Raw genomic sequence first — 24,270 nt, 5'->3', positions numbered from 1 at the left:
CAATTTGCTACTGACGCACCAGCCTTAGAGCGTTAGCCACAACCAGCAGACTCGCGCCCATATCAGCGAATACCGCCATCCACATGGTGCCCATACCGAGCAGCGTGAGTACGAGAAAAACGACTTTGATGCCCAATGCCAGCGCGATGTTCTGTACCAGTACCGTCCGGGTAGTGCGCGACAGGCGGACAAAACGCGCAATTTTGTTCAGGTCGTCATCCATCAGTGCGACGTCAGCAGTCTCGATAGCCGTATCGGTACCCGCCGCGCCCATGGCAAAGCCGATGTCAGCTCGCGCCAGGGCCGGTGCATCGTTGATGCCGTCACCCACCATGCCAACCTTGCCTGTTTGCGCGTAGCGTTCGATAGCACGCAGCTTGTCTTCCGGCAGTTGATCGCCCAAGGCTTCGTCAATCTGAACCTGGGCCGCGATGGCTCGCGCGGTGTGTGCGTTGTCGCCGGTCAGCATGACTGTTTTGATACCCAACTCATGTAGCGCCCGGATCGCGGCGCGGCTACTGTCCTTGACCGTATCGGCCACCGCAAACAGGACCAGCACGCGCTCGCCATCGGTGAGCAGAATGACCGTCTTGCCTTGCTCTTCCAATTCACCAAGCCGAGCCTCCAGGGGAGGAGTACATACGCCAAGCTCATGGATCAACCGATGGTTACCAAGCTGATATTGCACGCCGCCAACGGTTCCGAGCACACCTCGCCCTGGAATGGCGGCGAAGTCCGCTACATCAAGCAGGACGGTGTCGTTCCGTTGTCCGCTTGTGGCTATGGCGTGAGAAACCGGGTGATCGGAGCGTGCAGCAAGACTGGTGGCCACTCGGACGGCATCCACTCCGTCCGTCTGATCGAGCAAGACCGTATCGGTCAATACCGGTTTGCCGTGCGTGATGGTGCCGGTCTTGTCGAATGCCAGCCACGCGAGCTTGTGACCTTCCTCAAGATAAACACCGCCCTTGATCAGAATGCCGTGGCGGGCTGCTGCTGCCAGACCGCTGACGATGGTGATGGGCGTGGAAATGACCAAGGCGCACGGACAGGCTATGACCAGCAGAACCAGCGCCTGGTATACCCAATCCTGCCAGCTGCCACCAAGTAGCAGGGGCGGCACAAGGGCTACCGCGATGGCGAAGACGAACACCGCCGGCGTGTAGATCTTGGCAAACTGATCGACGAAGCGCTGGGTTGGCGCACGTGCGCCTTGCGCTTCTTCGACCGCGTGAATGATACGTGCCAAGGTCGAATGCGTGGATTCGGCAGTAACCCGGAATTCGACGGAGCCAGATTGGTTGATGGTCCCGGCGAATACACTGTCTCCAGCCGACTTGTCGACCGGCAAGCTCTCGCCGGTAATAGGCGCCTGATTGATGCTTGATCGCCCAGCCGTCACGACACCATCGAGGGCGACGCGCTCGCCTGGTTTGACGCGCACGATTTGGCCGATGGTGACAGCCTTGGCTGGCAGTTCGGCCCAAGCACCGTTCGCTTGCCGTACTGTCGCCATTTCCGGCGTCAACTGCACCAGGCTGCGAATGGCATTGCGTGCCCGATCAAGTGACTTCGCTTCGATCAGCTCGGCAACAGTAAACAAGACCATGACCATGGCCGCTTCCGGCCACTGCCGCAGCAATACCGCACCCGTCACGGCAATGCTCATCAAGGCATTGATATTGAGATTGCCGTGGCGCAACGCAATCCAGCCCTTCTTGAAAGTGCCGACACCGCTGATTGTGATGGCGACGAGTGCCAGCAATCCGGACAACCATTCTGGCAAGCCAGCCCAATGGACAATTTCCGCGCCCAGAGCGGCAACCCCGGCCAGCGCCAACGGCCACCAAGGCTTACTGACTGCCTCGGTGGGCGCGCTGCCTTGGCTGCTTGCCTCCATTGGCTCGGTACTCATGCCCAAGTCACGGATGGCCGTCTCAACGGCTGGTAGCGTGTTGTTCTGGTGGACAATGGTCAGGACCCGCTGCATGAGGTTGAATTCCATCCCGCTCACCGTGGCTATGCCACCCAGCTTGTTGCGGATCAACGCCTCCTCGGTCGGGCAATCCATCTGTGCGACGCGTAACCGAGTGAGTGTGTAGCCGGCCGGAATTTTGGCTGTGATCAGACTGGCGTTGCCTGATGCCGATGTTGGTAAGGGATCGGCAGCGCAACACTCATGACCATGGTCGTGCGAATGCCCATGATCGTGATGAGCGGGCAAAGCGTCGTGAGCATGAGACTGATCGTCGCCGCATGCGTGGTGAACATGCGTAATTTTCACGGGGCGAGAGGGCATGGCGTCGTCCAATTGTTGGTATATTGTCCATTTCACACCCTGAAGTTACTATAGGGTCAAGTGTTTTGGAGACTACCCGTGAAGATCGGTGAACTCGCCCAAGTGGCGCAATGCACGGTGGAAACCGTGCGTTACTACGAAAAGGAAGGACTGCTATCCGCACCGGCACGGACGATGGCCAACTACCGCAGCTATGGCGAGTTCCACGTCGAGCGGCTTCGCTTTATACGGAATTGTCGTGCCCTGGATATGACGCATGCGGAAATCCGCACGCTACTGGGTCTGATGGATCAGCCTGCCGGTGATTGCGGTGGCGTCAATCAACTACTCGACGAACACATTGCCCACGTCGATGTGCGTATGGCCGAGCTGTCCCAGCTCAAGCAGCAGCTGAGTGAGCTGCGTCAGCGCTGCCAGAGCGAGCAGGCCATGGACGCCTGTGGAATCTTGCAGGGGCTGGCGTCTATGGAAACAGAACCTCGGCATGAAAGGCATACGCACCTCGGCTAATCGAGGTCTTGGCGTACAACTTTTTCCCGTTTCGTGAGCTGATTCCTCAAATGGCGGCTGGTGACACGGCTGCTTGTTCTACCCCCACACTGTGGATTCGCCCAGCAGGAAACCATGTCGACTGACGCTTGCCAGTTCTACTACGAGTGCCGCAACTGCAAGAACCTGCTGCGCCCCAACTCCGGCGACTGTTGCGTATTCTGTTCCTTCGGCTCGGCAAAATGCCCACGGATTCAGGCGCAGAACAGGAGTTGCGGGTAATTCCAGGCTTTCCCCGGCACCGTCGACAGCCCGCCTTTGCGCGGGCTGTTTGCGTCATGGCGCGGCGAAAAGGCTTAGCGTGCTCTATTTTCCGTTTTCTGAGACGTCCCCTAGCTTCGAGCAGCAGCGCTACCGACCTTCCGACCTTCCGACCTCAATCTGGTGAAAGTTCGCGTTCGACGGATGAGAAAGCCGTCGTTCGTGGCCCCGTAGTGTTGAACGACCGCTGACCGTCTCATTGCAGTCGTTCCTGGTGCGACAACCCAACGGCCCCTCCGGCCGAGAACCTGCCCCAGAGGCTACACCGCCAAACGTCACGTTGAACGGTGGCAGCGGCCGTTCAGAGGTCTCGTTTCTTCGCGACGGCAATGACCAGGTCGTGGTCGAGGCAGCACGAACGCGCCACGATTCGCCGCCGTCGACCAGCCGTCACACCACAGCCGTAGCGCCCCCTGGATGGCACACCCCTCAAAGCCGCTTCTGCAAATTGCTCACCCACAGCCACAGGGCGTACGAGATCGAGACGATCAACAAGGGTGGCAGCAGCGAGGGCATCGGCAACGGCACGATTATCCAGACGGCAAGCCCTACCAGAACGGCCCATAGCACGCGCACCCCGAGGCTGTGTCGGATCGGGCTCTGGGCCACGAAGGAATACTTGCGGATTTCCCGCACGAGCTGGCCGTCGCTGTAGGCCGCCATCACCAAGGGAATCCCTGGCACCAGCCATCCCATCAACACTTGCAGGCGGTAGGCGACCAGGCCGATCCACAACCAGGTCGCGACGATCCGGCCCTGCGCCCAAGCGCTGAGGTCGGAACTCCCAAAGGGTCCCTGCCCTGTCGATTGAGCGTCAATGATGAAGCTGCGAAAATCCGACGCCAGCGATTTTTCCATATCGTCCAGGGTACGACCGTAGACATCGCTCTCGCCCTTGCCAGCAATCGCGTAGACCTCAGCCCGCTCGGCGATCCAGGCGTTGCGGATCACTGCCGGCGGAATGAGCGCCCAGGTGGCCGCCATCACCAGAAACAGCGCGACGGCGACGAAGGTACTCCAGGCATTCTCCGTGCGCGCCGCCCTCATGGCTGCGTTAGCAGGATGGGAAACCGTCCCTTGAGCGTCCGGCCGCCCGAAAGCCGGGCGATAAAATGCAGCGGCGGCAGTTCACCCAGCATCGCCGCCGGAAAGAATTCCGCCTCCGCCTCCATGATCTGTTCCTGATAAGACGCGGTGTATTCGTCCTGCACGTGGCTATCGACGTTGTGCCCGTAGCGCAGTGCCATTGAACGCACCTTGATCTGCGGCATGCCTTCGGCCAGGTATTTTTGCGTTTCGGAATCCAGAACGCGCAGGGCGATCTTGTTGTTGGTGTTGGCGAGCACCTGGCGGGCCTTGTTTTCGTCGCCGAGTGAGCTGGCAAAATCGGCAAAGGTCTGCGTCGCGATGGTCACTCGGAAGTCGGCGCCGCCGCCCTTGTTCATCAGTTGAATGGCCGGCTGGTTGAGGACCTCGGCGGCTTCATCAATGAACAGATTGACCGGCGTCAGCGAGTCGATGCCGTAGTTGTAGCGGTCGCCCGCGACGGCGGCGAGATCGGCCAGCAGGATCGAGCCAATGGCGCTGCCTACCGTCGAGTCGGCCAGCGAATCTAGACCGATGTAGACCACTTTATTGGCGTGGATGATCTTCGACATGTCGGTCACCAGCCGCTCGTGGCCGGGTTCGAAGTCGGGTGACAGGAGCGCCTGCAGGGGGTCGCTGGTGAGCATCGAGAGAATTGGAATCAAGGAGGCGACCATCTTCTGGAAGTGCTCGCGATTGTGCTCGTAGGTCGAGATCAAGCCATCGAGATCCACCGACTGCGCTTCATGGATGGCGATCTCCCGATAGAAGGCGATGTAGGCTTCCAGCAGCCGATCCTTGTAGCGCCGGATATGGGACGCGGCCCGGCTTTCCCAGTCCCTTATCTGTCGAGTGAAATGAACTTTCAGGGCCCGCTGCAGGAGGCTCTCGGGGCCACCTTCGACGTAGCGTCGCAGCTGCACCAGATTCGGCCGGTGGCCGGTGGCAATCATGCCGTTGGTGATGTCGTTGAGCACTTTCCAGCCGAAGGCGGTGAACGGGTCGGCGCCGGTTTCCGAGGGGATCAACGCCGCCACGCGACTGGCCAGCTCGGTCTTGCGGTTCCAGTTGCGCAAGGGATCGATGCACGCCGATCGATCGGGATGCGCCGGATGGAAATACACGAAACGCTCCCCTGCCCCGCTGGCGTCACACGCGGCGCGGGCATTCCGGGCGAGCGCATGGTCGCCCTTCGGATCGATGATGATCACCGTCTCGCCCCGGAAGATCGCCTGGGCGATGAGCAGATCGAACAGGCGTGTCTTGCCGACACGGGTCGTGCCGACGATCAGTGTGTGCCCGACCAGGTGGGCGAGTTCCGAATAGAGGTCATTTTCGGGGGCGAGACCGTGGACCCAGTAGGCGCCCTCGGTCTGTTGGGCGGCTTTGCCGAGCGTCCTGACGACGCCGAGTGAAATCAGAGTATGCAGCTTGCTCGCCTCGATGTCGGTCCAGGGAAACCCTGTTCCCAGCCAGAGCGCCTGCCGTTGAGCGGCCTGGTGAGCCTTCTTTTCGAGTTCCCCGAGATCAATGAACGCCTTGCCGAACGAGCGCAGACGCGAGGCATCCAGCAGCCGCTGGTAGGCCTGGTAACCGCGGCAGGCCGCGGCGAGAGCACATCCGACGGCGAGCAGCGCCGAGAACTGGGAGAACAACGGAACCGCCCAGGAGAAGGCGATGATCAGGGCCGACGCCAGCGCCCAGACCAGCGCCATTTTGGCTTCAAAGTTGGGGCGCCACGGGACCTCGAAGTCGTAGGGCGAGGAGGCAGCCATCACACGCTCCTCGACGATGGCGCCGACGGATGGCCGGCACGCTTTCTTCTGTGGCACGTTTGGGCGTGTGCCATGACCCGCTTCGCAGGATCGAACGTATGGTCGGGCTGGCTCGTCGGCACCGCTAAGACGATGGACTGATCCAAGTCGGGCCAGCGATCGGCGTCGCCCTCATCCCTGAGAAGCAGCGGCTCAGGGAGCTGGCCGCCCGATCCTGTGCGCATCATTGCACTGAAGTCGATGACCGGCGTTTTCATCGGAGGAAAACGGCGCTCGATGCTAACCGGCGTTAGCGCCCTGCCGCCGCACCCGCGTCGTTGGCCTGGAACAGCAGGTGCATGACGGCAACGCCGGCCCAGATCGCTACCGGCCATTCGGCCACCGGAATCCAGATCGTGAGCACTAGCAGCCCCTCGATTCCGATCGACAGCAGGGCGAGAGCGCCGGCGAACCGACGATTGAAGATCCCGCCGTGTCTGGAAACGGCGAGAATGAATCCCGCCCAGACCACGGCGCTGAGGACGGCTACGTCCAGCGACCGGCCCCTGACGAGCTGTTCCGTCAGGCCGCTGAGAAGTGTCGCGCCCATAGCCAGCCAGACAAAGCCTGCCGAGTCCGGCATGGATTTCCAGTCACCACGAAAGCTCAAGAGGCGCCAGCAGTGCGACGCCAGGGATGTGATCAGTCCGGATTGTTCGTTGCGCATGTTCTTCTCCTCCGTAATGAGCGCCCTGCAACCTCCCGATCCACCGCGAGCGGCGCCGATCGAGACGCTATCCAGAACGATTCTACGGATGGCTAAAAAAATGCAAGTCCCCGAAAAGCGTCCTTTCGCGCCGCTTTTCGGAAAAAGTTATCCACAGAAATCGCCCCTCAGAGGAGTTATCCACGTGAAACCTGTCTCAAACGCCATTCGCCGCAAACCCAGGCTACAAGGGACTTTCAGAGGAGGGAAAAAGTTATCCACGTGAAATCTGTCTCAGTTAACGTGAAACCTGTCTCATAACGACGTGAAACCTGTCTCACGACCTCGGCTACAGGCCTTGCGTGGCAAGGGTTTGAGGGGGGTCTACAAGTAGTAAACAAGTAAATTCAAGTAATTTACAAGTAAGGGGCGGTCGCGCCTGTGGATAACTACCTGCCGCCGCGCCGTTCGAGCCGCAGAAGAACCAACGCGCCGAGTTACGTGCAGCGGAATCGAGGTTGAAAAGGGCAAAAAAAGCGAAAAGCAGCCTGCCAGGAGAAAAACCGCGGTCGTGGCAATCAGGCGGGGATGGCCAGATCGGTACCTCACCGCGGCAGGGTTGTGCAGGCTGTGAAACGGTCACGGTGCAACGTGCTGCCTGAGAAGCCTTCACGCCACCACCGTGCAAGACGTCTCGCTGCGCGTATGGCCCACGAGGGGCAAACGATCAGCGTCAGCGTCCATCACACGCACCGTCACCACCCGGAATCTCGACTGTGGATTTCGAATCGTCCGATTCCACAGCGATTCAGGCTGCCGCGTACCGTAGCTCCGCGGCCCATAGCCCTTCGCGATCTGACGTCTTCCCACGCCTTGCGTCCAAAAAGTCACCTTTCTGGACGCTTTTCGCCTGCACCGAGGGCCGGCAGGGTGCAACAGTGACAGCATGCGAACCAGCCCCCAATCCCCCCTTCTCACGATTCCATCCCGGCGGCCCCACCTTCTGTCCGGCATCCAGGGAGCGGTATTCCCGTGACCAGGGTCGCGCGCGCCGACAAGCTGATGTCCATCGCTTTCGAGATCAGCGATGTCGAGGTCGATGCCGAGTCGCTCGCTTTCATGGGCCAGGCGCTGGTTCAGACCACCTTGCCGCACACCGACCCCGGCGTGTCATCGTTCGAACGTACAAGCGGTGCCGTGTCGCTATCAATTATCGCCGACCCGAAAATCGGCCTGCCCTTCGGCACGGTTCCCCGGCTGGTTCTGGCGTGGATCTGCACCGAAGCCGTGAAGACGAAGTGCCCGCGGCTGGACCTCGGAAGAAGCCAGAACGAGTTCCTCCACAAGCTCGGCATGAGAACCGATGGTCGCGACGGACAGCGGCTGCGCGAGCAGTCCATGAAGCTGTTTTCTTCGGTGCTGTCGATCGTCTTTCAAAAACAGGGGCGGTTTTGTCTGCAAAATATGGCGATCGCCGACGAGGCTTTTTTCTTCTGGGATCCCGAACGGCCTGACGACCAGAGGCGCTGGAAGAGCACCCTCAAGCTATCGGGGGCGTTCTTTCGCAACATCACCGAGTCGCCGGTGCCGATCGACATGCGTGTGCTGCACGCGCTCTCCCAGTCGCCGCTGGCGATGGACATCTACTCCTGGCTCGTCTACCGCATCTTTGTCCTGCGCGTCACCCGTCACCCCAGTGCCCTCATCCCCTGGCAAGCCTTGAAGCTGCAATTCGGCGCCGACTACGGCGATACACCGCGCGGCTTGCTCGACTTCAAGAAGCGGTTTCTCCAGCGGCTGGAGGAAACCCTGCTGTTTTACCCGGAGGCCGACGTCACGGCCGAGAAAACAGGGCTCCTCGTGGCAGCCAGCCGCTTGCATATTCGTCATACCGGCGGGGCTCGGTTGTCTTCGCTGTAGGTCAGATCATTCGGCGCCTTTTTCATCCGAATCCTTCTCGTCGGCGCGCGCTGCTGTGGCGCGATAACTCGTCGCCCCCTAAAATCGTCAAACGTAGCGCCAATTTCACATGGGTATTTGATGCGGTCTGCGGCGAGAACAACCACGGATGGACCGGGTGATTTCGCTGCGGAGGATCAGCGCCATGCGTTGCACAGCCAAGGTGACAAGGACTCAAGGGCGATGGCGGCCAATCTACGGCGGCGAGTGATAGCGGTGAACGGCTTGTCGGCAGCCGTGTATGGTGAAGACCCTCGACTCAGCGTCCTGCTCGAACGAGTTGGCGCGAGCGCAGAGGAGATCGGACACTTCCAGGAACACGCTGGCGCTGACGCATGCGACGGAGTGGTCGACGCGGTGAGCACCTGCTTTCAGGGCCTGCGCAATGGGAGCCGCGACTTCCTCGTTCTGTCCCGCCGCCTCGGGCTGGACGGCGACGTGGCCACGCTGCAGCAGATTGGCGATGGACTTGGCGTATCGAGGGAGCGCGTCAGGCAACTCGAAGAACGCGCACGCCTGAAGTGTGGGGCTCCAAGAAATCGAAATGCGGTTGAAGCAACGCTCCGGCAAATCCTTGTCTTGGCGCGCAGCCGTCGGCTGAGCCACGACTTGGGCGCACCCAATGACGTGCCCTGAACTCGGTCACCCAGGAGCTTCGCGCGGCAGCGCGCCAACGCTGAGCAGCAGTAAGCACAGCACAGGCGCTACCACCTGTGAACTTACGGGCGCGGCGCGATCGCTGCGGGAAGTGTCGTGTTTGATGACCACGCCGAGGATCCGTGAGCCTTGGTCCTCGGTAGAATATTGGGATGCCCAAGCAGATCCCGCCCTCGCCCCCCGAAATCAGTCGCCTCAGAGCCGCCGCAGCGCTCATCCCCACTATCGAGGCTGGCTTGATCGACTCACGACTCTCTGTCGAGCGCGCCGCGCACATGGCTGCTTTCTGCGAATGGACGGTAGAAAGGCCCTTCGACGATCCAAGCATGGCCAAGTTGGCAGAGACCGTCGATAGTGGCCTGAAACGCATCAAGCTGACGCTGTCTGCAGTCGCATGAGAGCTGGCGGCCACCTGTTGCACCACCGCTTGGATGCCAGGCGGCGAGAACGGCAGCAGCCCCGATCAAGGCTGATCTACAGGAGTCGGCTTACAGCCAGGGAGCGGCCATACCAGCCCCAAGAAATTGAGCGTCCCGAACGGCAGCCAGCTACTCGGAGACCAACCACTTTGTCCTGTGCGCCGTCGGGCCGGTCGTCGGCCACCGCGGTCATTGGGGCAGGCGCCTTGAGCGTCAGCTGTGCCACATTGTTGCCGTTCGAGCAGGTCCGGCGGATAAGTCGGGGCAGACCAATCCGAGTGGCTGCTTACCCGAAAGCGCTACTCGCCCTTTCGACCCTCAGGATCCGTTCAGATTTTTCTCCCCATCGGCAGCAATGCAGCGCATAGCAGCCGATGGGTCTGACTGAGCATCGGGCAAGTCACGGCCTACAAGGGACAGTGGGGTCGCGCCTCCATTGCGGACACTGGACCAGCGTTATTTCCCGTGAGTGACCATTGAATGAACCAAGTTCACCTTGAATCCCCCGCCTGAATTTCGGCTGTCAACCGGCCTATCAGGATTGCTACTCCATACTCGTGGTTACGCAATCACACTCGGACACCTTCCAATTCAAACCGCCTTCACATAACATATAAAGCAGTTATGCGTGTGGAGGCCGTAACCATGAACTTCAACATCTACCTTGACGACGAAACTGGCCAGCAGCTCAACGAAGTTGCCAAAAAGATTGGTGAAAGCCGGAATGCGCTGGTTCGCCAGGCAGTGAGCGAGTGGCTGAAGAGGCGCGGCAAACCCCAATGGCCGGCTGAACTACTTTCCTTCAAGGGTATGGCCGACATGCCGCTATTTGAAGCAGGCAGGGACCGCCTCAAGCCGCCGGCAGCTGACCCACTGGCATGAAGTATCTGCTCGACACCTGCACGGTCTCTGATTTCGTCAAAGGCCAACCCGGCGTCTTGGCGCGCGTCAAAGCCACACCGCCGAATCTGATTGGCATGTCTGCGCTTACGCGCATGGAGGTTGATTACGGCCTGGCGCTCAACACCGAGCGCGCAAAGAAGCTGGCGCCAATACTGGACGCGTTTTTTTCGACCATCGCCACGCTGCCGTTTGATGAAGCTGATGCACAGGCAGCCGCAGCAATTCGTGCGGCGCTCAAGATCCAGGGTCAGCCAATCGGCGCTTACGATGTCCTGATAGCTGGCACAGGGCTGGCGCGTGGGTTGGTGGTGGTTACATCGAATGTTGGCGAGTTCAAACGAGTCAGCGGATTGCAGGTTGAGGATTGGAGATGAAGTCCGAGACGGCCGACGACCAGTCCGACGTGACATTGCTGCGATCGGCGCCTTGAATATCGGCAAGCGGCAAAGGCACTTACAGACGTCATCAGACGGGTTTTTGTCCCGAGGGGACATAGCCCGCCGCAGCGAGGACCCCACGCGACTTACCCGGTAACGCGAGCGTGGCAGCTCGACTATCGGTCAGTCGTGAGCAGACGTTCTTTCAGTTTCGACCAGCGCCGTTCGACCTGCTCCCCCTTCAGCGCCATGGCCAGTGCTCTTTTTTGGCCGACCAGCACCACCAGCCTCTTGCCACGCGTGATCCCGGTGTAGATGAGGTTGCGCTTGAGCATCATGTAGTGCTGGGTCGAGATGGGAATGACCACCACCGGGTACTCGGAACCCTGCGACTTGTGGATGGTCGTTGCGTAGCAGAGCACCAGTTCATCGAGTTCGCCAAACGGATAGGTGACCACCCGGCCATCGAATGCCACGGCGAGTTCTTCTTCGTCGAGATCAACGCCGGTTACGAAGCCGATGTCGCCGTTGAAGACATCCCGGTCGTAGTTGTTCTCGATCTGCATCACCTTGTCGCCGACGCTAAAGCGGTTGCCGAACTTTTCGACGCTGTGCTCGCCGGGCGGGTTGAGCACCGCCTGCAAGGCCTCGTTGATGCCGCGGGCGCCGGTGATCCCCCGGTTCATCGGGCACAGTACCTGTATGTCGCGGATCGGATCGACCTTGAACTTTCTGGGCAGGCGCGTCTGCACCAAATCCACCACGGTTTGCGCGATGATGTCCGGCTCCTCGGCGGCGACGAGATAGAAGTCCGAGGCTTCTCCCTTCTCGGGCAGGCTGGGAAAGACGCCCCGGTTGATCTGGTGGGCACTGCGAACGATGCGTGATGTCGCTGCCTGTCGGAACACTTCAGTCAGTCGAATCACGGGAACTGTGCCGGAGTCGATCAAATCGGTGAGAAATTGTCCGGGACCGACCGAGGGCAGTTGATCCACATCACCCACCAAAATCATCGCCGTGCTGGTGGCCACTGCCTTGAGTAACTGGTTCGCCAGAGGCACGTCGATCATCGAGCACTCGTCGGCAACCAGAAGATCGCATTCGAGAGGATTGTCTGCGTTGCGCTTGAACTGACCGTTGAGCGGATTGACCTCCAGCAAGCGGTGGATGGTCTTGGCTTCCAGTCCGGTTGATTCGGAGAGGCGCTTGGCCGCTCGTCCGGTCGGCGCGCACAGCAGAGGCTTGACGCCCTTAACAGTCATGATGGTCAGAATCGAATTCACCAAGGTCGTCTTGCCGACGCCAGGTCCGCCGGTGATCACCAGTAACTTGGAAGACAGGGCGAGACGGATGGCTTCTTTCTGGCTATCGGCCAGGTGGATGGAAAGCTTCTGCTCGACCCAGGGAATGGCTTTGTCGGCATCGAATTCTGGCAGGGTACTCCCGCCCGTACCAAGACGCTGAATTTGGGCGGCTATCGACCGCTCGGCGTAATACAGCGGTGCCAGGAACACGCAGGGCCGACCTTCGACGGTGTCGGGCAGCAGTACCTCTTCGGCGATTTCCTGAGCGATCGCCGTTTCGATGATGGATTCCGGGATGTCGAGCAGCTTCACCGCCAGGGGCACCAGTTCGGCATAGGGCAACCCGCAGTGGCCCTGGCCCGAGGCTTCGGTCAGTGCGTAGGAGATACCGGCTTGGGCTCGCAGGGGAGAATCTTTGGCAATGCCGATCTTCTGGGCAATCGTGTCGGCCGAGAGAAAGCCGATACCGCGAATGTCTTGAGCGAGCCGGTAAGGGTTTTCCTGAACGATGTCGATGGCGCTTGGGCCGTAGGTCTTGAAGATGCGCACTGCTCGCGAGGTGGAGACGCCATGCGCGTGCAGGAAGACCATGATGCTGCGAATGACCTTCTGGTCTGCCCAGCCAGAGGTGATCTTTCTGGCGCGGACTTCACCGATGCCGGGAATTTCGCGAAGACGTTCGGGGGATTGCTCGATCACGTCAAACACCGCCGCACCGAAGGACTTGACCAGTTTTCCCGCATAAACCGGGCCAATGCCCTTGACCATCCCTGAACCGAGGTAGCGCTCGATGCCCGTCAGAGTAGTCGGCGGCGAGATTCTGACGAACACCGCGCGGAACTGCCGACCATGCTCGCGATCGGTGACCCAGTTGCCGGAAGCGGACGCGTATTCGCCGGGAGAAACGACGGGGGCGTGGCCGATCAGGGTGATCAGTTCTCGCTCGCCCTTCACCTTGAGGCGCAGAACACAGAAACCGTTCTGCTCGTTGTGGAAGGTCACGCGTTCAACGAGGCCGGCGAGGCGGTCGAGTTCGGCGGCGTCAGACATGGAGGGTGGTCGTCAGGCCGCCTGCTGCAGCGGTATGTCCTTGACTGATGCCTGGACACGTTCCCGTAGTTCCTTGCCAGCGGTGAAGTGGGGTACATATTTCGCGGGTACCGAAACCGCGGCCCCGGTTCTTGGATTGCGGCTGGTCCTTGCTTGAAGGTGGTTCAGGCGGAAGCTTCCAAAACCACGGATTTCGACTCGATTGCCTTGCGCGAGAGAACTCCCGATGGCGTCGAGGATTTCCTTTACCGCGATGTCGGCATCCTTGTCTGTCAGCGCAGGGAAGCGGGAAGCGACGGCGGCGATCAGATCAGCACGGGTCATAGGCGGCATTCTACCGCCTGGACTTGCGTTGGATGTCATCGCCGGAGGGGCTCAGAGAGACGAGCATTTCCCGTACCGAGCCCACCACCCGTTCGGCCTTCGACCTCGTGAAGGTCAGCCGTCCGAGAGGGAGCCGCACCTCGCCGCTTTGCGCTGATCTTTGGCCTGCCGGCCATGGGAGACGGTGTCCGCCTGAGGTCGGCGACTGGCGCGTCGACGCCTTGAGTCGCATCACTCAACGGCAGCTGTCAGCCAGCGGGCGACGTAGCGACAGCGAAAGCTCGGCTGGCGCGAATGACAGCACACTGATCCGGAACCCGCCGTTCGACTCGATTGGCCGTCGGTCCAATCATTTCAGCGAAATACCGCGCAGACATCCCTGACGTGGCCGCGCAGCCAACGATGTGCTGGATCGGCATCCAGCCTTGGGTGCCAGAGCAATGAGACCGTGACTTATAGCCCACACCAATCAGAAATTTCGCGTTGGCGTACCTGTCTGACCCAACGCCTATGCCCGAAAACCACCCATCAAGCCATGCAAGTTTATCAAGAAAAAACAACGGCTTAAAAGTTCTGCACTAAAATCCAGAGTAAGTATTCGGCCAACCCGTAGCGAGGCAGCGGGGCTGGCGAGGCGAGTTAGCGGCAGAGGACTGATCGGAAGGATCGGTGAAGGGGATAGAGCCAAATGTCCTTGATCGGGAGGATCGACTTGCTGGTGGGGCACTTTTTGCCTCGCCCGGCGGTTTGACCGACCTTGATCCAGTTGGCGGCCTGGTAGCAGGTACCGCGATGGCGGGGCGTCTCGACGAAGGTTTCGAGCAGCACGGGGCGGTAGCCGTAGCGCGCCAGCCAGTCCTTGGGCAGTTGCCGCTGAATGAGCGAGAGGATCTTGGAGGCCAGGCCCTTGCACTGGATCCAGGGCAGGATCAGAAAGCGGGCATTGTTCACCACCCGTTGCAGGTTCCTTTGTCGCTGGTCATCGTGCCAACCGATGAATTGCTCGCGCGCGGCGAGTTTCCAGGCGCTGGCGCCGAAGCTGAGCAAGGCGACCAGGGTCTCGCCGGCGAAGACGAAGTATCGGCTCTGACTGCCCGCCATGGGCGTGTGGCCGAGATAGTGGTAACGGGCGATGTACTCGTTCCATAGACGCGAGTTCGCCGAACCGACGACCTGGCGCGCAGAGAGCGGTGGCAGTTCATGCACCGGCTGGGTGAGCAACGGTTGTGGATCGGTGGCGTGAGTGGGCCGATACTCGGGTTGGCGAGGAGCGCGCCGTCGTGCCGCCGGCAGGGTGAGCAGGCCATCGGCTTGCATGCGCAGCATGGCCACCCGGCAGGTCATGTCCTTCAGCTCGCCATTGGGCTTGCGCCAGTCGAAGAGCTCGCACACCTGCCGCGAGAGTTGTGCGCGGCTGCTGCCGGGAGGGGCCTCGATCAGGCCGCGGATCGTCTGCAGTTCGTCGGCGGTAAAGTGGCGCCCGCAATAAGGCTTCACGAGCTATCGATGGAAGGTGTCTGAGCGACCGGGATGCCACGCATCCGGGCCAGACGATCGGTCGCCATCGCCCAGGGCAGAAAGGCACTCAAGTCCGCCGGCGGCTGATTGCCGTTGGCGGCGCAGGCTTCCAGATAAGCCGTCAGCCAGGTGCGCGGGTTGATTTCCCACAAGCGCAGCGTCAGCAGCAAGCTGAACATCGTCGCGGCGAGTGCGCCGGACCAGTGACTACCCGAGCCATAGAAGTTCTTGCGTGCGACCACCGGCGTGCGCTGTGCGCGCTCGGCGGCATTATTGTCCATCGGCACCTCGGGGCGGTCGACAAACACGGTCAAGCCGGACCAATGTTTGTGCATGCTTCGCAGCACCTTGCTCGCCGGCATTTTGAGCGCCGGGTTCGCCAGTTCGCGTTCGCGCTGACGGGCCATCAGCACGATCGCCTGCCGCAAGACGCGGTCGCGTTCGGCCCACTGTGCCGGGTCGTTACGGACTTCCAGGCGCCAGCCATTCAAGTGGTAGAGCTCTCCGATCTGCTCGACCCAGGCCAGTGCCCAGTCCGCGAGCTCCGGATGGGCGTTGGCCAGTTCCAGGAAGTCACGCCGCTGGTGTGCCCAGCAGAAGGCCAGAACGAAGTGGTCAAGGACTCGCGCGAGTTTCTTGTAGCCCGCGTAGCGATCACAGATGATGATTCCCCCGCCGCACCCGGAGAGCTCCCGGATCGGCACCGACGCCGACCGGCTCGGGTCGAGCACGAAGTGGATGACCGATGGGCAGTGGAACACCCAGAAATACCAGCGATGTCCGACCTTCCCTTCGGTCTCGGCAAAAACCCGCCAGCGGGTCTCGTCTGCGTGCCACTGTTTCTCGCTACGCAGTCGGCCAAGCAGCGCTTCTTCAAACGGCTCGAACAGCGGCGCCAAGGCATGAAGTCCGCCGGCCACCGTTCCTGCCGAGAGCGTCAGTTCGTGATCGGACAAGTCCCGCAGAAGCCGATGCGTCGGCTGGCCGTACAAGAACTTCGACAGCAGCAGGTGCACCCAGATCGACAGCCCGTACTTTCCGCGCGCGATCAATCGTGCCGCCGGTGGCGCGGTCAGAATGCCCCGGGCACCCGCGCACTGACAGGTCCGCCGGTAGCGCCGCCGGCAGATTTTTCGGCGGTAGGCCTTGACCTCGATCTCGATGACTTCACTGTCTTCCGTACCGGGAAAGTCGACGTAGCCCAGACCACAGTCCGGGCAATGCGGGCCGTCGATCTCGATGACTTCGACCTGTGTCGGCAAGTGGCTTTCCAGATGCCGCCCGTGACCCGCGGCTCCCGGCCGGTGGCCTCGAGGCCGCGATGACTTCTGCTCCGCTGCCGGGTGCTTCTCGGCTCCCGAAGAACGCTCTGACTTGCGACCAAACAGGCGGTTTTGCAGATCGCGGATCTGGCCCTGGGCCTGCACCAGTTCGCTGCGCAAGGCCGCCTCACGCGCCACCGCTTGCGCCATTTCCGCCCGATGAGCGGCCTCCGATTGCGCCAACCGGACCAGCGCTTGCCGATGTTGGCTCCGCCAGAAGCTGGCCTCACAACGGAGCTTGATCTCCTGCTCCTTGGTCAGCGTCACCAACACCTCGGCGAACGGCGCCACTTGGCGGTTATTTGTCGCCGATCCTCCGCAGATGATGTCCACACCGGTGCCCATGCGCCGCATGGTGCCCGATCTTCTCTACTGTGTCCAGTGTCCCGGCCAGTCGGCGAGTCGCTGACTGAAGCATGCCGACTAAAACGGCGGGGGCTACGGGTTCACCGAATGCTTACAATCCAGAAGTCACGAGGTTTCGAGAGAAACGGCCCGTAAGACGCCAAAATTCGTCAGAAATGACATTTGTTGGGTAGGCGAGGTCAACAGGTATAAACGAAAAACCCCGCGGAACAAGGCGTTCAGCGGGGCGATCGTTTTTGGTGCAGACAGTTACGGGCTACTGGCCTGGCGGGCCAGAACGTATGCCAACCAAAACACTCTGGTGTGGGGGGCTTGGTGCTGCTTCCCATTTGTGGACCCTTCGGCTGGTGGATAGCGTGGTTGAGCAAGCGTCGATTCATTCAGCCGCAGCAATCTGCAGTTGCACGGACCACAGCACAAGTTGCCTTCGATGCCCGGTTTGCACAGACGCTTTCCTCGAGCATTATTAACGATTTTTTACGGCTCTATGTCGTTTCGTGTGGAACAGACCGCTGGCCACGGCCGCCGCCGAGGTCCTCTGCGACCCCGAGCAGTGCTGTTTCTGGCGTTGAGGACGCGGCAAAGGGCGGGCGAAGTCCGGCGAAGCGTACCCTTGAGGGCGTCAGAAACGCCAATAAGCTCAAGGGTTTGGGGCTGGTTGCGGCTTTTCGCGGCTAGCTCCCGAGCTCGTCCGGTGGAAAGGACTTCCCTGCCCTCTGGGGCGGGGCCAGGGGTGGGGGCGCCCGAAGGGCTCGGCAGAGGCATCCGCCTCACCGGGGGCCGTTCCACACGAAACGACCTAAACCTCTTTTTTACTTGCCGAATATGACAAAACAAACTATATCAGTCGAGTGCGGAGGCCTTGGGCTGTGAACGGCTTCTTCGTAACCACTTGAGCGTAAAAGACTATTTCTGATGGTCGGCGACGTTGGCATCCATGCGCTTTCCCTGGCTCATGGCCCCACCTGTAATCGTATTTCGGTATAATGAGCCGATGCGTCGTGTGCTCACCATCCTCCTCCTGCTTATCGTTCCCTTCCAGTTCGCCTGGTCGGCAGTAGAGAGCGTGCATGGCAATTTGAATCATCAAGAATCGGCCGCCGTCTTTCATTCTCACGATGACGGCCATCGCCACGATACCGACGTTGATCGTTACGATGGCACCACAGACAGCCTTCTGCCGCAAGGCCACAACGATGACGGTCATCACGATGGTCATTACCATCCCGTCTTCAGCGATGTCGTGCTCGAACCGCCACTGAGTCTGGGTAAAGCCTTGCCCCAAGACCCGCCGTGGCAAGCAGCCTCGTCATTCACCTCGCACATTCCCTCGCCTTTCGACTGGCCTCCATCGGTTCTCCTGTAGAACCGGTGGGCCCGTTTTAGCCGACGCCGCTACTCGCGGCGGTCCGGCCATGTCGCCCGCCGGTGACCTCGACCCTGTTTTTTCGTCACGAGGAATCCGATGCGACACCTGTTATCCGTTTTACTGCTCGCGCTGCCGCTGGCCGCGTGGGCGCAAACCACACCCCTGACCGAAGCCGAGGCCGTTCGCCGCGGACTAGCACGTTCCGATCTGGCTGATCTGGAACTCGGGCGGGTTGAATCGGCCAAGGCCGACGCAATAGCGGCCGGAATGCTGCCCAACCCGACACTCGGCTATAGCCACGATCGCAACCGGGGCGGACCAGGCTCGACCGAAGAGACCTGGCAGCTTTTCCAGACTTTCGATGTTTCCGGCCGACGCGGACTGCGTCGTGAGGCTGCCGATCTACGCGTCGAGGCAGCCTACGCAGGCAACAACCTGTACCGCAGCGAGTGGACGGCCGAAATCAGCCGCAGCTTCTACCAGACGCTGTTCAAGCAGGAAGCCGTGCTGGCCACCGAGACCTGGGTCCAGCGCTTCTCACACATCCAACGCATCGTCGACAAGCTGGCCAAGGCTGGCGAAGCTTCGGGTTATGACCGACGACGCCTGGCCCGCGAACGGCAAGCGGCTGGAGCGCGGCTGAGTAACGAAAAAGCCGATCTGGATCGGGCTGCCGAGCGACTGGCGGCCATCATCGGCACTTCCGGCAAAGCGACCGAACCCGTCACCGGTATCCTGCGGCCGGACGCCCCCCCGCTGCTGGAGAACGCTTTGTCTGGCATCGAACGGCGCCCCGATCTTCAGGCGCTTGCGCGCCGTGCCGAGGCGGCCGATCTCGAAGGCCGCGCCGCGGCTCGGGGCTGGGTACCCGATATCACCCTCGGCGTCGGCCCCAAACGCATCGACAACGGCTTCACCAAGGAAACCGGCACTGTTGTCTCGCTGTTGATTCCACTACCGGTTTTCGACCACCAACAGGCTGGCCGGCAACGTGCTGCAGCAGAGGCGCTCAACGCCCGGGGCGAACTCGGCATGACCCGCGCCCGTGCCGAGGGCGATTTGCGCGGCCTGCATCGCCAGACGGAACGTCTGATCGGCGCGGCCACCGACTACCGTGCTCGTGCCGTCGGCGAATCTGCGGAACTGCTGCGTATCGCCGAAGCCGCCTACCAAGGCGGCGAATCAACCCTGCTTGAACTCCTTGACGCCTATCGCGGCGCGTTGGAGGCCGAAATGACGGCCCTCGACCTCGAATGGAAAGCGCGCCAGGCGCGCATCGACTATGACCTGCTTACCGGGATTGCCGCCGAATGAACAAGACTCTGATTGCCTCCCTGATTTTGTCACTCTCTGCCACGCTGCTGTTGAGTGCCTGCGGTGATTCGGGCCACCCACATGCCAAGGACGGTAGCCATCCAGCAGCCACTGAAGCCGAGCTTGGTCATGGTGGCGGCGGTGAAAAAATCACCCACTTCAACGACAAGACCGAACTATTCGTCGAGTTCCCGCGCCTCGTCGCCGGTGAAAAGGCCGCCTTTGCCGCCCACCTGACCCGCCTTGCCGATTTCAAGGCTCTGGAGGCCGGCAAAGTTTCTGTGATCCTCTCCGGCGGTGGCCAGGCCGACGAGGTGTTTTCTACCGAGACACCGACCCAGCCCGGCATCTTTCGACCCGAAGCCCTCCCCAAGTTCGCCGGTGAACGGGACCTGATGATCGAGGTCGCCACTCCGGAATACACCGTACGCCATCAGCTCGGCCCGTTCACGATCTACGCCGACCGCAAGAGCGCAAATGCGGCGACTGGCGAACACGACGATGGCGGCATCGGCTTTACCAAGGAACAGCAGTGGAAGGTGGATTTCGCCACCGCCGAGGTGGCGAAACGGCCATTGCGCGCAGCTATCAATGCCACCGGGACCTTAAGTGGCCGCCCTGACGGCGAGGCCCTGCTTGCTGCACCGGCATCAGGCCAGGTTCAGCCTGCCGGCAAGTTCCCGGTGCTCGGCCAGAACGTGCAGAAGGGCGACATTCTGGCCTATCTCTCGCCACGTTTGGGTGGCGACACCGATATGGTTTCGCTCCAGGCTGAAGCCCGCAAGGCCAGGATTGAACTTGACCTGGCCAGCCGAGAGCGTAGCCGGATGGAAAGCCTGTTCAAGGATGAGGCGGTACCCGAGAAACGCCTGCTGGCAGCACGAGCCGGGGAAGAGTCAGCCCGTGCCGGGTTCAATGCCGCCCAAGGGCGCCTCGGTCAGTACGAAGGCCGAGGCGGTGGAATCCCGCTGCGCGCTCCCGTGTCGGGCGCGATCGCCGATGTGCGTGTCTCGCCCGGCGCTTTTGTGCAGGAAGGCAGCTTGCTCTTCCACATCGCCGACCGTCGTGTGCTTTGGCTGAAACTGCGCGTTCCCGAATCGGAAGCCGCTCGCCTGGTCGCGCCAAGTGGTGCCACCTTCCACGTGGATGGCGTCGAAGAAGGATTCGAAATCGTCCCCGGTAAAAATGGACGCCTGATCGCCACCGGCGGCGCCGTCGATGAGACGACCCGTACCGTACCTGTGCTCTTCGAGTTCTCGCAACCCGATGAACGGCTGCGCATTGGCATGGCGGTGAAGGCTCAAGTGTTCGCTGGCGCTGCCCGCGAGGGTGTGGCCGTTCCTGCTTCCGCCGTGCTCGACGAGAACGGTGTTGCCACGGTGTTCGTGATGACCAGTGGGGAATCCTTCGAGCGCCGATCGGTGCGCATCGGCACCCGGGATGGCGACTGGGTCGAGGTTGTTGAGGGACTGGAGCCTGGGCAGCGGGTGGTGTCTCGTGGTGCCTGGCTGGTCAAATTGGCAGCAACCGGGACCGGTGAAATCGGTCATGGCCATGCGCACTAAGCGGGGTACGACATGATCGGACACATCATTGCGTGGTCGCTGCGCAACAAGCTCTTTGTCGTCCTTGCCGGCGTTCTCCTTCTGGCCTGGGGGGGCTGGCAGGCGGCACGGACACCGGTAGACGTTTTCCCAGACCTGACGGCTCCAGCCGTCACCGTGGTCACCGAGGCCCATGGCATGGCGCCGACGGATGTCGAAAGCCTGGTTACCTTTCCCATCGAAACAGCCCTGAACGGCGCACCCAATGTGCGGCGGGTGCGGTCGGCGACCAAGATCGGCCTGTCGGTCGTCACTGTCGAGTTCGAATGGGGCACCGATCTCTATCTGGCCAGGCAGGTGGTTGCCGAGCGGTTGCAACTGGCTCGCGCCAGTTTGCCGCCCGACCTCCCGGCGCCAGCGATGACTCCGGCGTCGTCAATCATGGGCGAGATCCTGTTCATCGCCCTGCATTCCGAGCGGCACTCCGGCATGGAATTGAAGAACGCCGCTGATCAGGTGTTGAAACGCCGCATCCTGGCCGTTCCAGGCGTCGCTGAAGTCCTGCCCATCGGCGGCGACACCCAGCAGTTCCAGGTCACCGTCAAACCGGAACGCCTGGCGGCCTACCGATTGACCCTGGATGAAGTGAGCCAGGCGCTGCGCGACTCGAACCAGAATGCCACCGCAGGTTTCTATGTCGACGCCGCCCAGGAATACCTGATTCAGGGCCAGGGCCGGATCAATGTGCTTGCCGACATTGCCGAGACGGTGATTGCACTGCGGGACGGGCAGCCGGTGTTGATTCGCCACGTCGCCGAGGTTGGCATCGGGGCCGCGCCAAAACGCGGCGTCGGCTCGCATAACGGCAAGCCGGCGGTGATTCTCGGCATCCAGAAACAACCCGGCGCCAATACGCTGGATCTGACCAATCATCTCGACCGCACGCTTGACGACATCCAGGCTGCCTTGCCGGCGGGCATGAAGATCGAACGGCACATTTTCCGTCAGGCTGATTTCATCCGGGTTTCTATCGACAACCTGTTCGCTGCCCTCTCCGAGGGGGCCGTGCTGGTTATCGCCATCGTCTTCGCCTTTCTGCTCTCGGCGCGGGCCACAGCGATCACCCTGCTGGCTATCCCACTGTCACTGGTGGCGGCCATCCTGTCGATGAAGGCGCTCGGTGCGACGATCAATACCATGACGTTGGGTGGCATGGCCATCGCGCTCGGTGCACTGGTCGACGACGCGATTATTGTCGTCGAGAACATCGTCCGTCGTCTGCGCGAGAATCTCGCCAAGCCGGAAGGCGAGCGCAGCGCTGCGACGCACGTGGTGTTCGAAGCGACCCGGGAGATTCAGGGGTCCATCGTCTTCGCCACCCTAATCATCATCCTGGTGTTCCTACCGCTCTTCTTCCTCTCCGGTGTCGAAGGGCGGTTGATGGTGCCACTCGGCTTCGCCTACGTGGTCTCGTTGTCCGCCTCGCTGCTGGTGGCCATCACCGTAACGCCAGTGCTCTCGGCACTTTTTCTGCCTGGCTCGAAGATCGTTCGCAAAAACGTCGAACCGCGCTTCATCCATTTTCTGCGCACCACCTACCGGCGAATGCTGGAAGCTACGATCACGCGCTGGAAGATGGTGACCGTGCTGAGCGTTGGCGCGCTGCTCATCTCCCTGGTCGCCTTGTCTTTCGCCGGCCGGGCCTTTCTGCCGGATTTCAACGAGGGCACGTTGACCATCAGCACCGCCACGCTACCGGGCACCGCACTGGAAGAATCCGACCGGCTCGGGCAAATGGTCGAGCAGATTCTCCTGTCGCATCCGGAGGTGGTCGCTACTGCCCGACGCACCGGTCGCGCCGAGGGTGATCCACACGCCATGGACGTCTCGGCCTCCGAAATGGAAGTTACGCTGAAGATGGGCGAGCGCCGCAAGGAGGATTTCCTCGCCGCCCTGCGCGCCGATCTGTCGACCGTTCCCGGCACTCAGATTGTGGTTGGCCAACCGATTTCCCATCGCATCGATCACATGCTGTCGGGCAGCCGTTCCAACATCGCGGTCAAGATCTTCGGCCCCGATTTGGGCGAATTGCGCCGCTTGACCGCTGCAATCAAGGCGGTGGTGCAGAACGTCGATGGCGCAGTCGACGTCACGGATGAACAGCAAAACGACATCCCGTTCCTGACCATCCGCTTCAAACGCGATGCTCTGGCGCGTCACGGCTTGTCTGTCCGTCAGCTGGCCGAGACCGTCGAGACCGCCTTCTCCGGAATGGCCGTCAGTCGCGTCCAGCAGGGTCAGGCGACCTTTGACCTGACGCTGCGCTTCGACCCGGCCTCAAAAGCGAACCTCGATGCTGTACGCGCCACCCTGATCACCACCGCCAACGGTGCCCAGCTGCCGCTTTCGGCCCTGACCGACATTCGCAATGACAGGGCGCCGTACTACATCACGCGGGAGAACGTGCAGCGCAAGATGGTGGTGATGGCCAACGTTGCCGGTCGTGATCTGGCCAGCGTGGTAGACGACATCCGGCGCCAGGTAGGTAGCGAGGTGAAACTGCCGGCAGACTACCACGTCGAATACGGCGGCCAGTTCGAGAGTGCCGAGGAGGCCGCTCGTGTCCTGCTCTTCCTCGGGATGGCGGTGACCATCGGTATCTTTCTGCTGCTCTTCGTGGCCTTCAAAACCGTCCGCGATGCGCTGCTGGTCATGCTCAATCTGCCGCTCGCCATCATCGGCGGCGTCATCGGTGTCTTCGTATCCGGTGGCGTGCTGTCGGTGGCTTCGATCATCGGCTTCATCACGCTGTTCGGCATCGCCACCCGCAACGGGGTAATGATGATCGCTCACATCCATCATCTGGTGGAGCACGAAGGCGTGCTGGACGCTGCGGAAGCTGTCAAACGTGGTGCTGAGGAACGTCTGGTGCCGATCCTGATGACCGCGCTGGCCACTGGTCTCGCGCTGGTGCCGCTGGCCCTGGCCGCCGGCCAACCGGGCAGCGAAATACAGTCGCCAATGGCCGTGGTTATCCTGTTCGGACTGGCCAGTTCGACGCTGCTCAACATGATCATCGTGCCAGCACTTTATCTACGTTTTGGGGCCATTCGCCAGGAACTCGAGAGTGGCCAAACCGTGCGCCGACGGACCAGCGACGTCATTGACGATGCTTGAGCTTGTCTTGAT

The 24,270-nt window shown here is 61.3% G+C and carries 20 protein-coding genes and 1 pseudogene; 11 read left to right on the top strand and 10 right to left on the bottom strand.

The features are described 5' to 3' along the window. Window positions 1-7: 7 nt before the first annotated feature. Window positions 8-2,071 carry a heavy metal translocating P-type ATPase gene (locus QZ634_RS00485; RefSeq protein ID WP_291984626.1) on the bottom strand — a complete coding sequence of 688 codons (2,064 nt, stop codon included), beginning with the start codon at window positions 2,069-2,071 and terminating at the stop codon, window positions 8-10. A gap of 53 nt (window positions 2,072-2,124) precedes the next feature. After that, window positions 2,125-2,271, bottom strand: coding sequence for a hypothetical protein (locus QZ634_RS00480; RefSeq protein WP_291984624.1), 147 nt, complete (start codon window positions 2,269-2,271; stop codon window positions 2,125-2,127). A 106-nt stretch (window positions 2,272-2,377) separates the two neighbouring features. On the opposite strand from QZ634_RS00480, the gene cadR reads away from it, so the two are divergent. Beyond that, window positions 2,378-2,809, top strand: coding sequence for a Cd(II)/Pb(II)-responsive transcriptional regulator (gene cadR / locus QZ634_RS00475; protein ID WP_291984622.1), 432 nt, complete (start codon window positions 2,378-2,380; stop codon window positions 2,807-2,809). A gap of 57 nt (window positions 2,810-2,866) precedes the next feature. Beyond that, window positions 2,867-3,070, top strand: a complete 204-nt coding sequence (locus tag QZ634_RS00470) for a GDCCVxC domain-containing (seleno)protein (RefSeq protein ID WP_291987916.1) — start codon at window positions 2,867-2,869, stop codon at window positions 3,068-3,070. A gap of 468 nt (window positions 3,071-3,538) precedes the next feature. Here the strand turns inward: QZ634_RS00470 and QZ634_RS00465 are convergent, their stop codons facing one another. The 3 genes from QZ634_RS00465 to QZ634_RS00455 form a co-directional block, all read right to left on the bottom strand. Then, entirely contained in the window at window positions 3,539-4,156 is a 618-nt protein-coding gene (locus QZ634_RS00465; RefSeq protein ID WP_291984620.1) for a DUF4400 domain-containing protein, read from the bottom strand. After that, window positions 4,153-5,970, bottom strand: coding sequence for a conjugative transfer system coupling protein TraD (traD, locus tag QZ634_RS00460; RefSeq protein ID WP_291984618.1), 1,818 nt, complete (start codon window positions 5,968-5,970; stop codon window positions 4,153-4,155). The genes QZ634_RS00465 and traD overlap by 4 nt, the downstream gene beginning before the upstream one ends. Window positions 5,971-6,259: 289 nt before the next feature. Then, window positions 6,260-6,676: a hypothetical protein gene (locus QZ634_RS00455; protein ID WP_291984616.1), complete on the bottom strand. Its 417-nt coding sequence runs from the start codon at window positions 6,674-6,676 to the stop codon at window positions 6,260-6,262. Between the two features lie 1,098 nt (window positions 6,677-7,774). Between QZ634_RS00455 and QZ634_RS00450 the strand changes: the two genes are divergently transcribed. The 5 genes from QZ634_RS00450 (at window position 7,775) to QZ634_RS00430 (ending at window position 10,967) form a co-directional block, all read left to right on the top strand. Beyond that, window positions 7,775-8,575, top strand: coding sequence for a replication protein RepA (locus QZ634_RS00450; RefSeq protein ID WP_291984614.1), 801 nt, complete (start codon window positions 7,775-7,777; stop codon window positions 8,573-8,575). A 120-nt stretch (window positions 8,576-8,695) separates the two neighbouring features. Further along, complete coding sequence (locus QZ634_RS21465; RefSeq protein ID WP_366145343.1) at window positions 8,696-9,250, top strand: sigma factor-like helix-turn-helix DNA-binding protein; 555 nt, start codon at window positions 8,696-8,698, stop codon at window positions 9,248-9,250. Window positions 9,251-9,423: 173 nt separating this feature from the next. After that, window positions 9,424-9,669 carry a hypothetical protein gene (locus QZ634_RS00440; protein ID WP_291984610.1) on the top strand — a complete coding sequence of 82 codons (246 nt, stop codon included), beginning with the start codon at window positions 9,424-9,426 and terminating at the stop codon, window positions 9,667-9,669. Window positions 9,670-10,335: 666 nt separating this feature from the next. Further along, a complete protein-coding gene (locus tag QZ634_RS00435; RefSeq protein ID WP_291984608.1) occupies window positions 10,336-10,572 on the top strand; it encodes a ribbon-helix-helix protein, CopG family in 237 nt (78 codons plus the stop codon). Then, window positions 10,569-10,967: a type II toxin-antitoxin system VapC family toxin gene (locus QZ634_RS00430; protein WP_291984605.1), complete on the top strand. Its 399-nt coding sequence runs from the start codon at window positions 10,569-10,571 to the stop codon at window positions 10,965-10,967. Before QZ634_RS00435 ends, QZ634_RS00430 begins: the two co-directional genes overlap by 4 nt. A 179-nt stretch (window positions 10,968-11,146) precedes the next feature. On the opposite strand, the gene QZ634_RS00425 is transcribed toward QZ634_RS00430, so the two are convergent. The 5 genes and pseudogenes from QZ634_RS00425 to QZ634_RS00405 form a co-directional block, all read right to left on the bottom strand. Continuing rightward, on the bottom strand, window positions 11,147-13,324 hold the full coding sequence (locus QZ634_RS00425; protein ID WP_291984603.1) for an ATP-dependent RecD-like DNA helicase: 2,178 nt from the start codon (window positions 13,322-13,324) through the stop codon (window positions 11,147-11,149). 12 nt (window positions 13,325-13,336) lie between these two features. Beyond that, complete coding sequence (locus QZ634_RS00420) at window positions 13,337-13,648, bottom strand: integration host factor subunit beta (RefSeq protein ID WP_291984601.1); 312 nt, start codon at window positions 13,646-13,648, stop codon at window positions 13,337-13,339. 354 nt (window positions 13,649-14,002) lie between these two features. Next, window positions 14,003-14,098: pseudogene (locus QZ634_RS00415) on the bottom strand (LysR family transcriptional regulator); the annotation flags it as partial. Between the two features lie 189 nt (window positions 14,099-14,287). Beyond that, window positions 14,288-15,145: a DUF4338 domain-containing protein gene (locus QZ634_RS00410; RefSeq protein ID WP_291984599.1), complete on the bottom strand. Its 858-nt coding sequence runs from the start codon at window positions 15,143-15,145 to the stop codon at window positions 14,288-14,290. Continuing rightward, window positions 15,142-16,842: an IS66 family transposase gene (locus QZ634_RS00405; RefSeq protein WP_291984597.1), complete on the bottom strand. Its 1,701-nt coding sequence runs from the start codon at window positions 16,840-16,842 to the stop codon at window positions 15,142-15,144. Before QZ634_RS00405 ends, QZ634_RS00410 begins: the two co-directional genes overlap by 4 nt. A gap of 1,015 nt (window positions 16,843-17,857) precedes the next feature. Between QZ634_RS00405 and QZ634_RS00400 the strand changes: the two genes are divergently transcribed. The 4 genes from QZ634_RS00400 to QZ634_RS00385 all read left to right on the top strand — a co-directional run bounded on the left by QZ634_RS00400 (window position 17,858) and on the right by QZ634_RS00385 (window position 24,258). Beyond that, window positions 17,858-18,220 carry a hypothetical protein gene (locus QZ634_RS00400; protein WP_291984595.1) on the top strand — a complete coding sequence of 121 codons (363 nt, stop codon included), beginning with the start codon at window positions 17,858-17,860 and terminating at the stop codon, window positions 18,218-18,220. A gap of 99 nt (window positions 18,221-18,319) precedes the next feature. Then, a complete protein-coding gene (locus QZ634_RS00395; RefSeq protein WP_291984593.1) occupies window positions 18,320-19,537 on the top strand; it encodes a TolC family protein in 1,218 nt (405 codons plus the stop codon). Next, window positions 19,534-21,102 (top strand): efflux RND transporter periplasmic adaptor subunit, encoded by a 1,569-nt coding sequence (locus QZ634_RS00390; protein ID WP_291984591.1) that lies wholly within the window; start codon window positions 19,534-19,536, stop codon window positions 21,100-21,102. Before QZ634_RS00395 ends, QZ634_RS00390 begins: the two co-directional genes overlap by 4 nt. A gap of 12 nt (window positions 21,103-21,114) precedes the next feature. Further along, window positions 21,115-24,258, top strand: a complete 3,144-nt coding sequence (locus QZ634_RS00385; protein WP_291984589.1) for an efflux RND transporter permease subunit — start codon at window positions 21,115-21,117, stop codon at window positions 24,256-24,258. Window positions 24,259-24,270 lie beyond the last annotated feature (12 nt).

It is taken from the genome of Candidatus Accumulibacter sp. ACC007 (assembly GCF_907163205.1).
GTDB lineage: Bacteria > Pseudomonadota > Gammaproteobacteria > Burkholderiales > Rhodocyclaceae > Accumulibacter > Accumulibacter regalis.
The sequence above is the reverse complement of the archived record's forward strand: the minus strand, read 5'-3'. Positions and strand labels throughout refer to the sequence as shown.

Excerpts from the sequence above, each read along its gene's own strand:
- QZ634_RS00485 (WP_291984626.1), bottom strand. The coding sequence starts at position 2,071 with ATGGATTGCCCGACCGAGGAGGCGTTGATCCGCAACAAGCTGGGTGGC.
- QZ634_RS00480 (WP_291984624.1), bottom strand. The coding sequence starts at position 2,271 with ATGTTCACCACGCATGCGGCGACGATCAGTCTCATGCTCACGACGCTT.
- QZ634_RS00465 (WP_291984620.1), bottom strand. The coding sequence starts at position 4,156 with ATGAGGGCGGCGCGCACGGAGAATGCCTGGAGTACCTTCGTCGCCGTC.
- traD (WP_291984618.1), bottom strand. The coding sequence starts at position 5,970 with ATGGCTGCCTCCTCGCCCTACGACTTCGAGGTCCCGTGGCGCCCCAAC.
- QZ634_RS00455 (WP_291984616.1), bottom strand. The coding sequence starts at position 6,676 with ATGCGCAACGAACAATCCGGACTGATCACATCCCTGGCGTCGCACTGC.
- QZ634_RS00450 (WP_291984614.1), top strand. The coding sequence starts at position 7,775 with ATGGGCCAGGCGCTGGTTCAGACCACCTTGCCGCACACCGACCCCGGC.
- QZ634_RS21465 (WP_366145343.1), top strand. The coding sequence starts at position 8,696 with ATGCGGTCTGCGGCGAGAACAACCACGGATGGACCGGGTGATTTCGCT.
- QZ634_RS00440 (WP_291984610.1), top strand. The coding sequence starts at position 9,424 with ATGCCCAAGCAGATCCCGCCCTCGCCCCCCGAAATCAGTCGCCTCAGA.
- QZ634_RS00435 (WP_291984608.1), top strand. The coding sequence starts at position 10,336 with ATGAACTTCAACATCTACCTTGACGACGAAACTGGCCAGCAGCTCAAC.
- QZ634_RS00430 (WP_291984605.1), top strand. The coding sequence starts at position 10,569 with ATGAAGTATCTGCTCGACACCTGCACGGTCTCTGATTTCGTCAAAGGC.
- QZ634_RS00425 (WP_291984603.1), bottom strand. The coding sequence starts at position 13,324 with ATGTCTGACGCCGCCGAACTCGACCGCCTCGCCGGCCTCGTTGAACGC.
- QZ634_RS00420 (WP_291984601.1), bottom strand. The coding sequence starts at position 13,648 with ATGACCCGTGCTGATCTGATCGCCGCCGTCGCTTCCCGCTTCCCTGCG.
- QZ634_RS00405 (WP_291984597.1), bottom strand. The coding sequence starts at position 16,842 with ATGCGGCGCATGGGCACCGGTGTGGACATCATCTGCGGAGGATCGGCG.
- QZ634_RS00395 (WP_291984593.1), top strand. The coding sequence starts at position 18,320 with ATGCGACACCTGTTATCCGTTTTACTGCTCGCGCTGCCGCTGGCCGCG.
- QZ634_RS00390 (WP_291984591.1), top strand. The coding sequence starts at position 19,534 with ATGAACAAGACTCTGATTGCCTCCCTGATTTTGTCACTCTCTGCCACG.
- QZ634_RS00385 (WP_291984589.1), top strand. The coding sequence starts at position 21,115 with ATGATCGGACACATCATTGCGTGGTCGCTGCGCAACAAGCTCTTTGTC.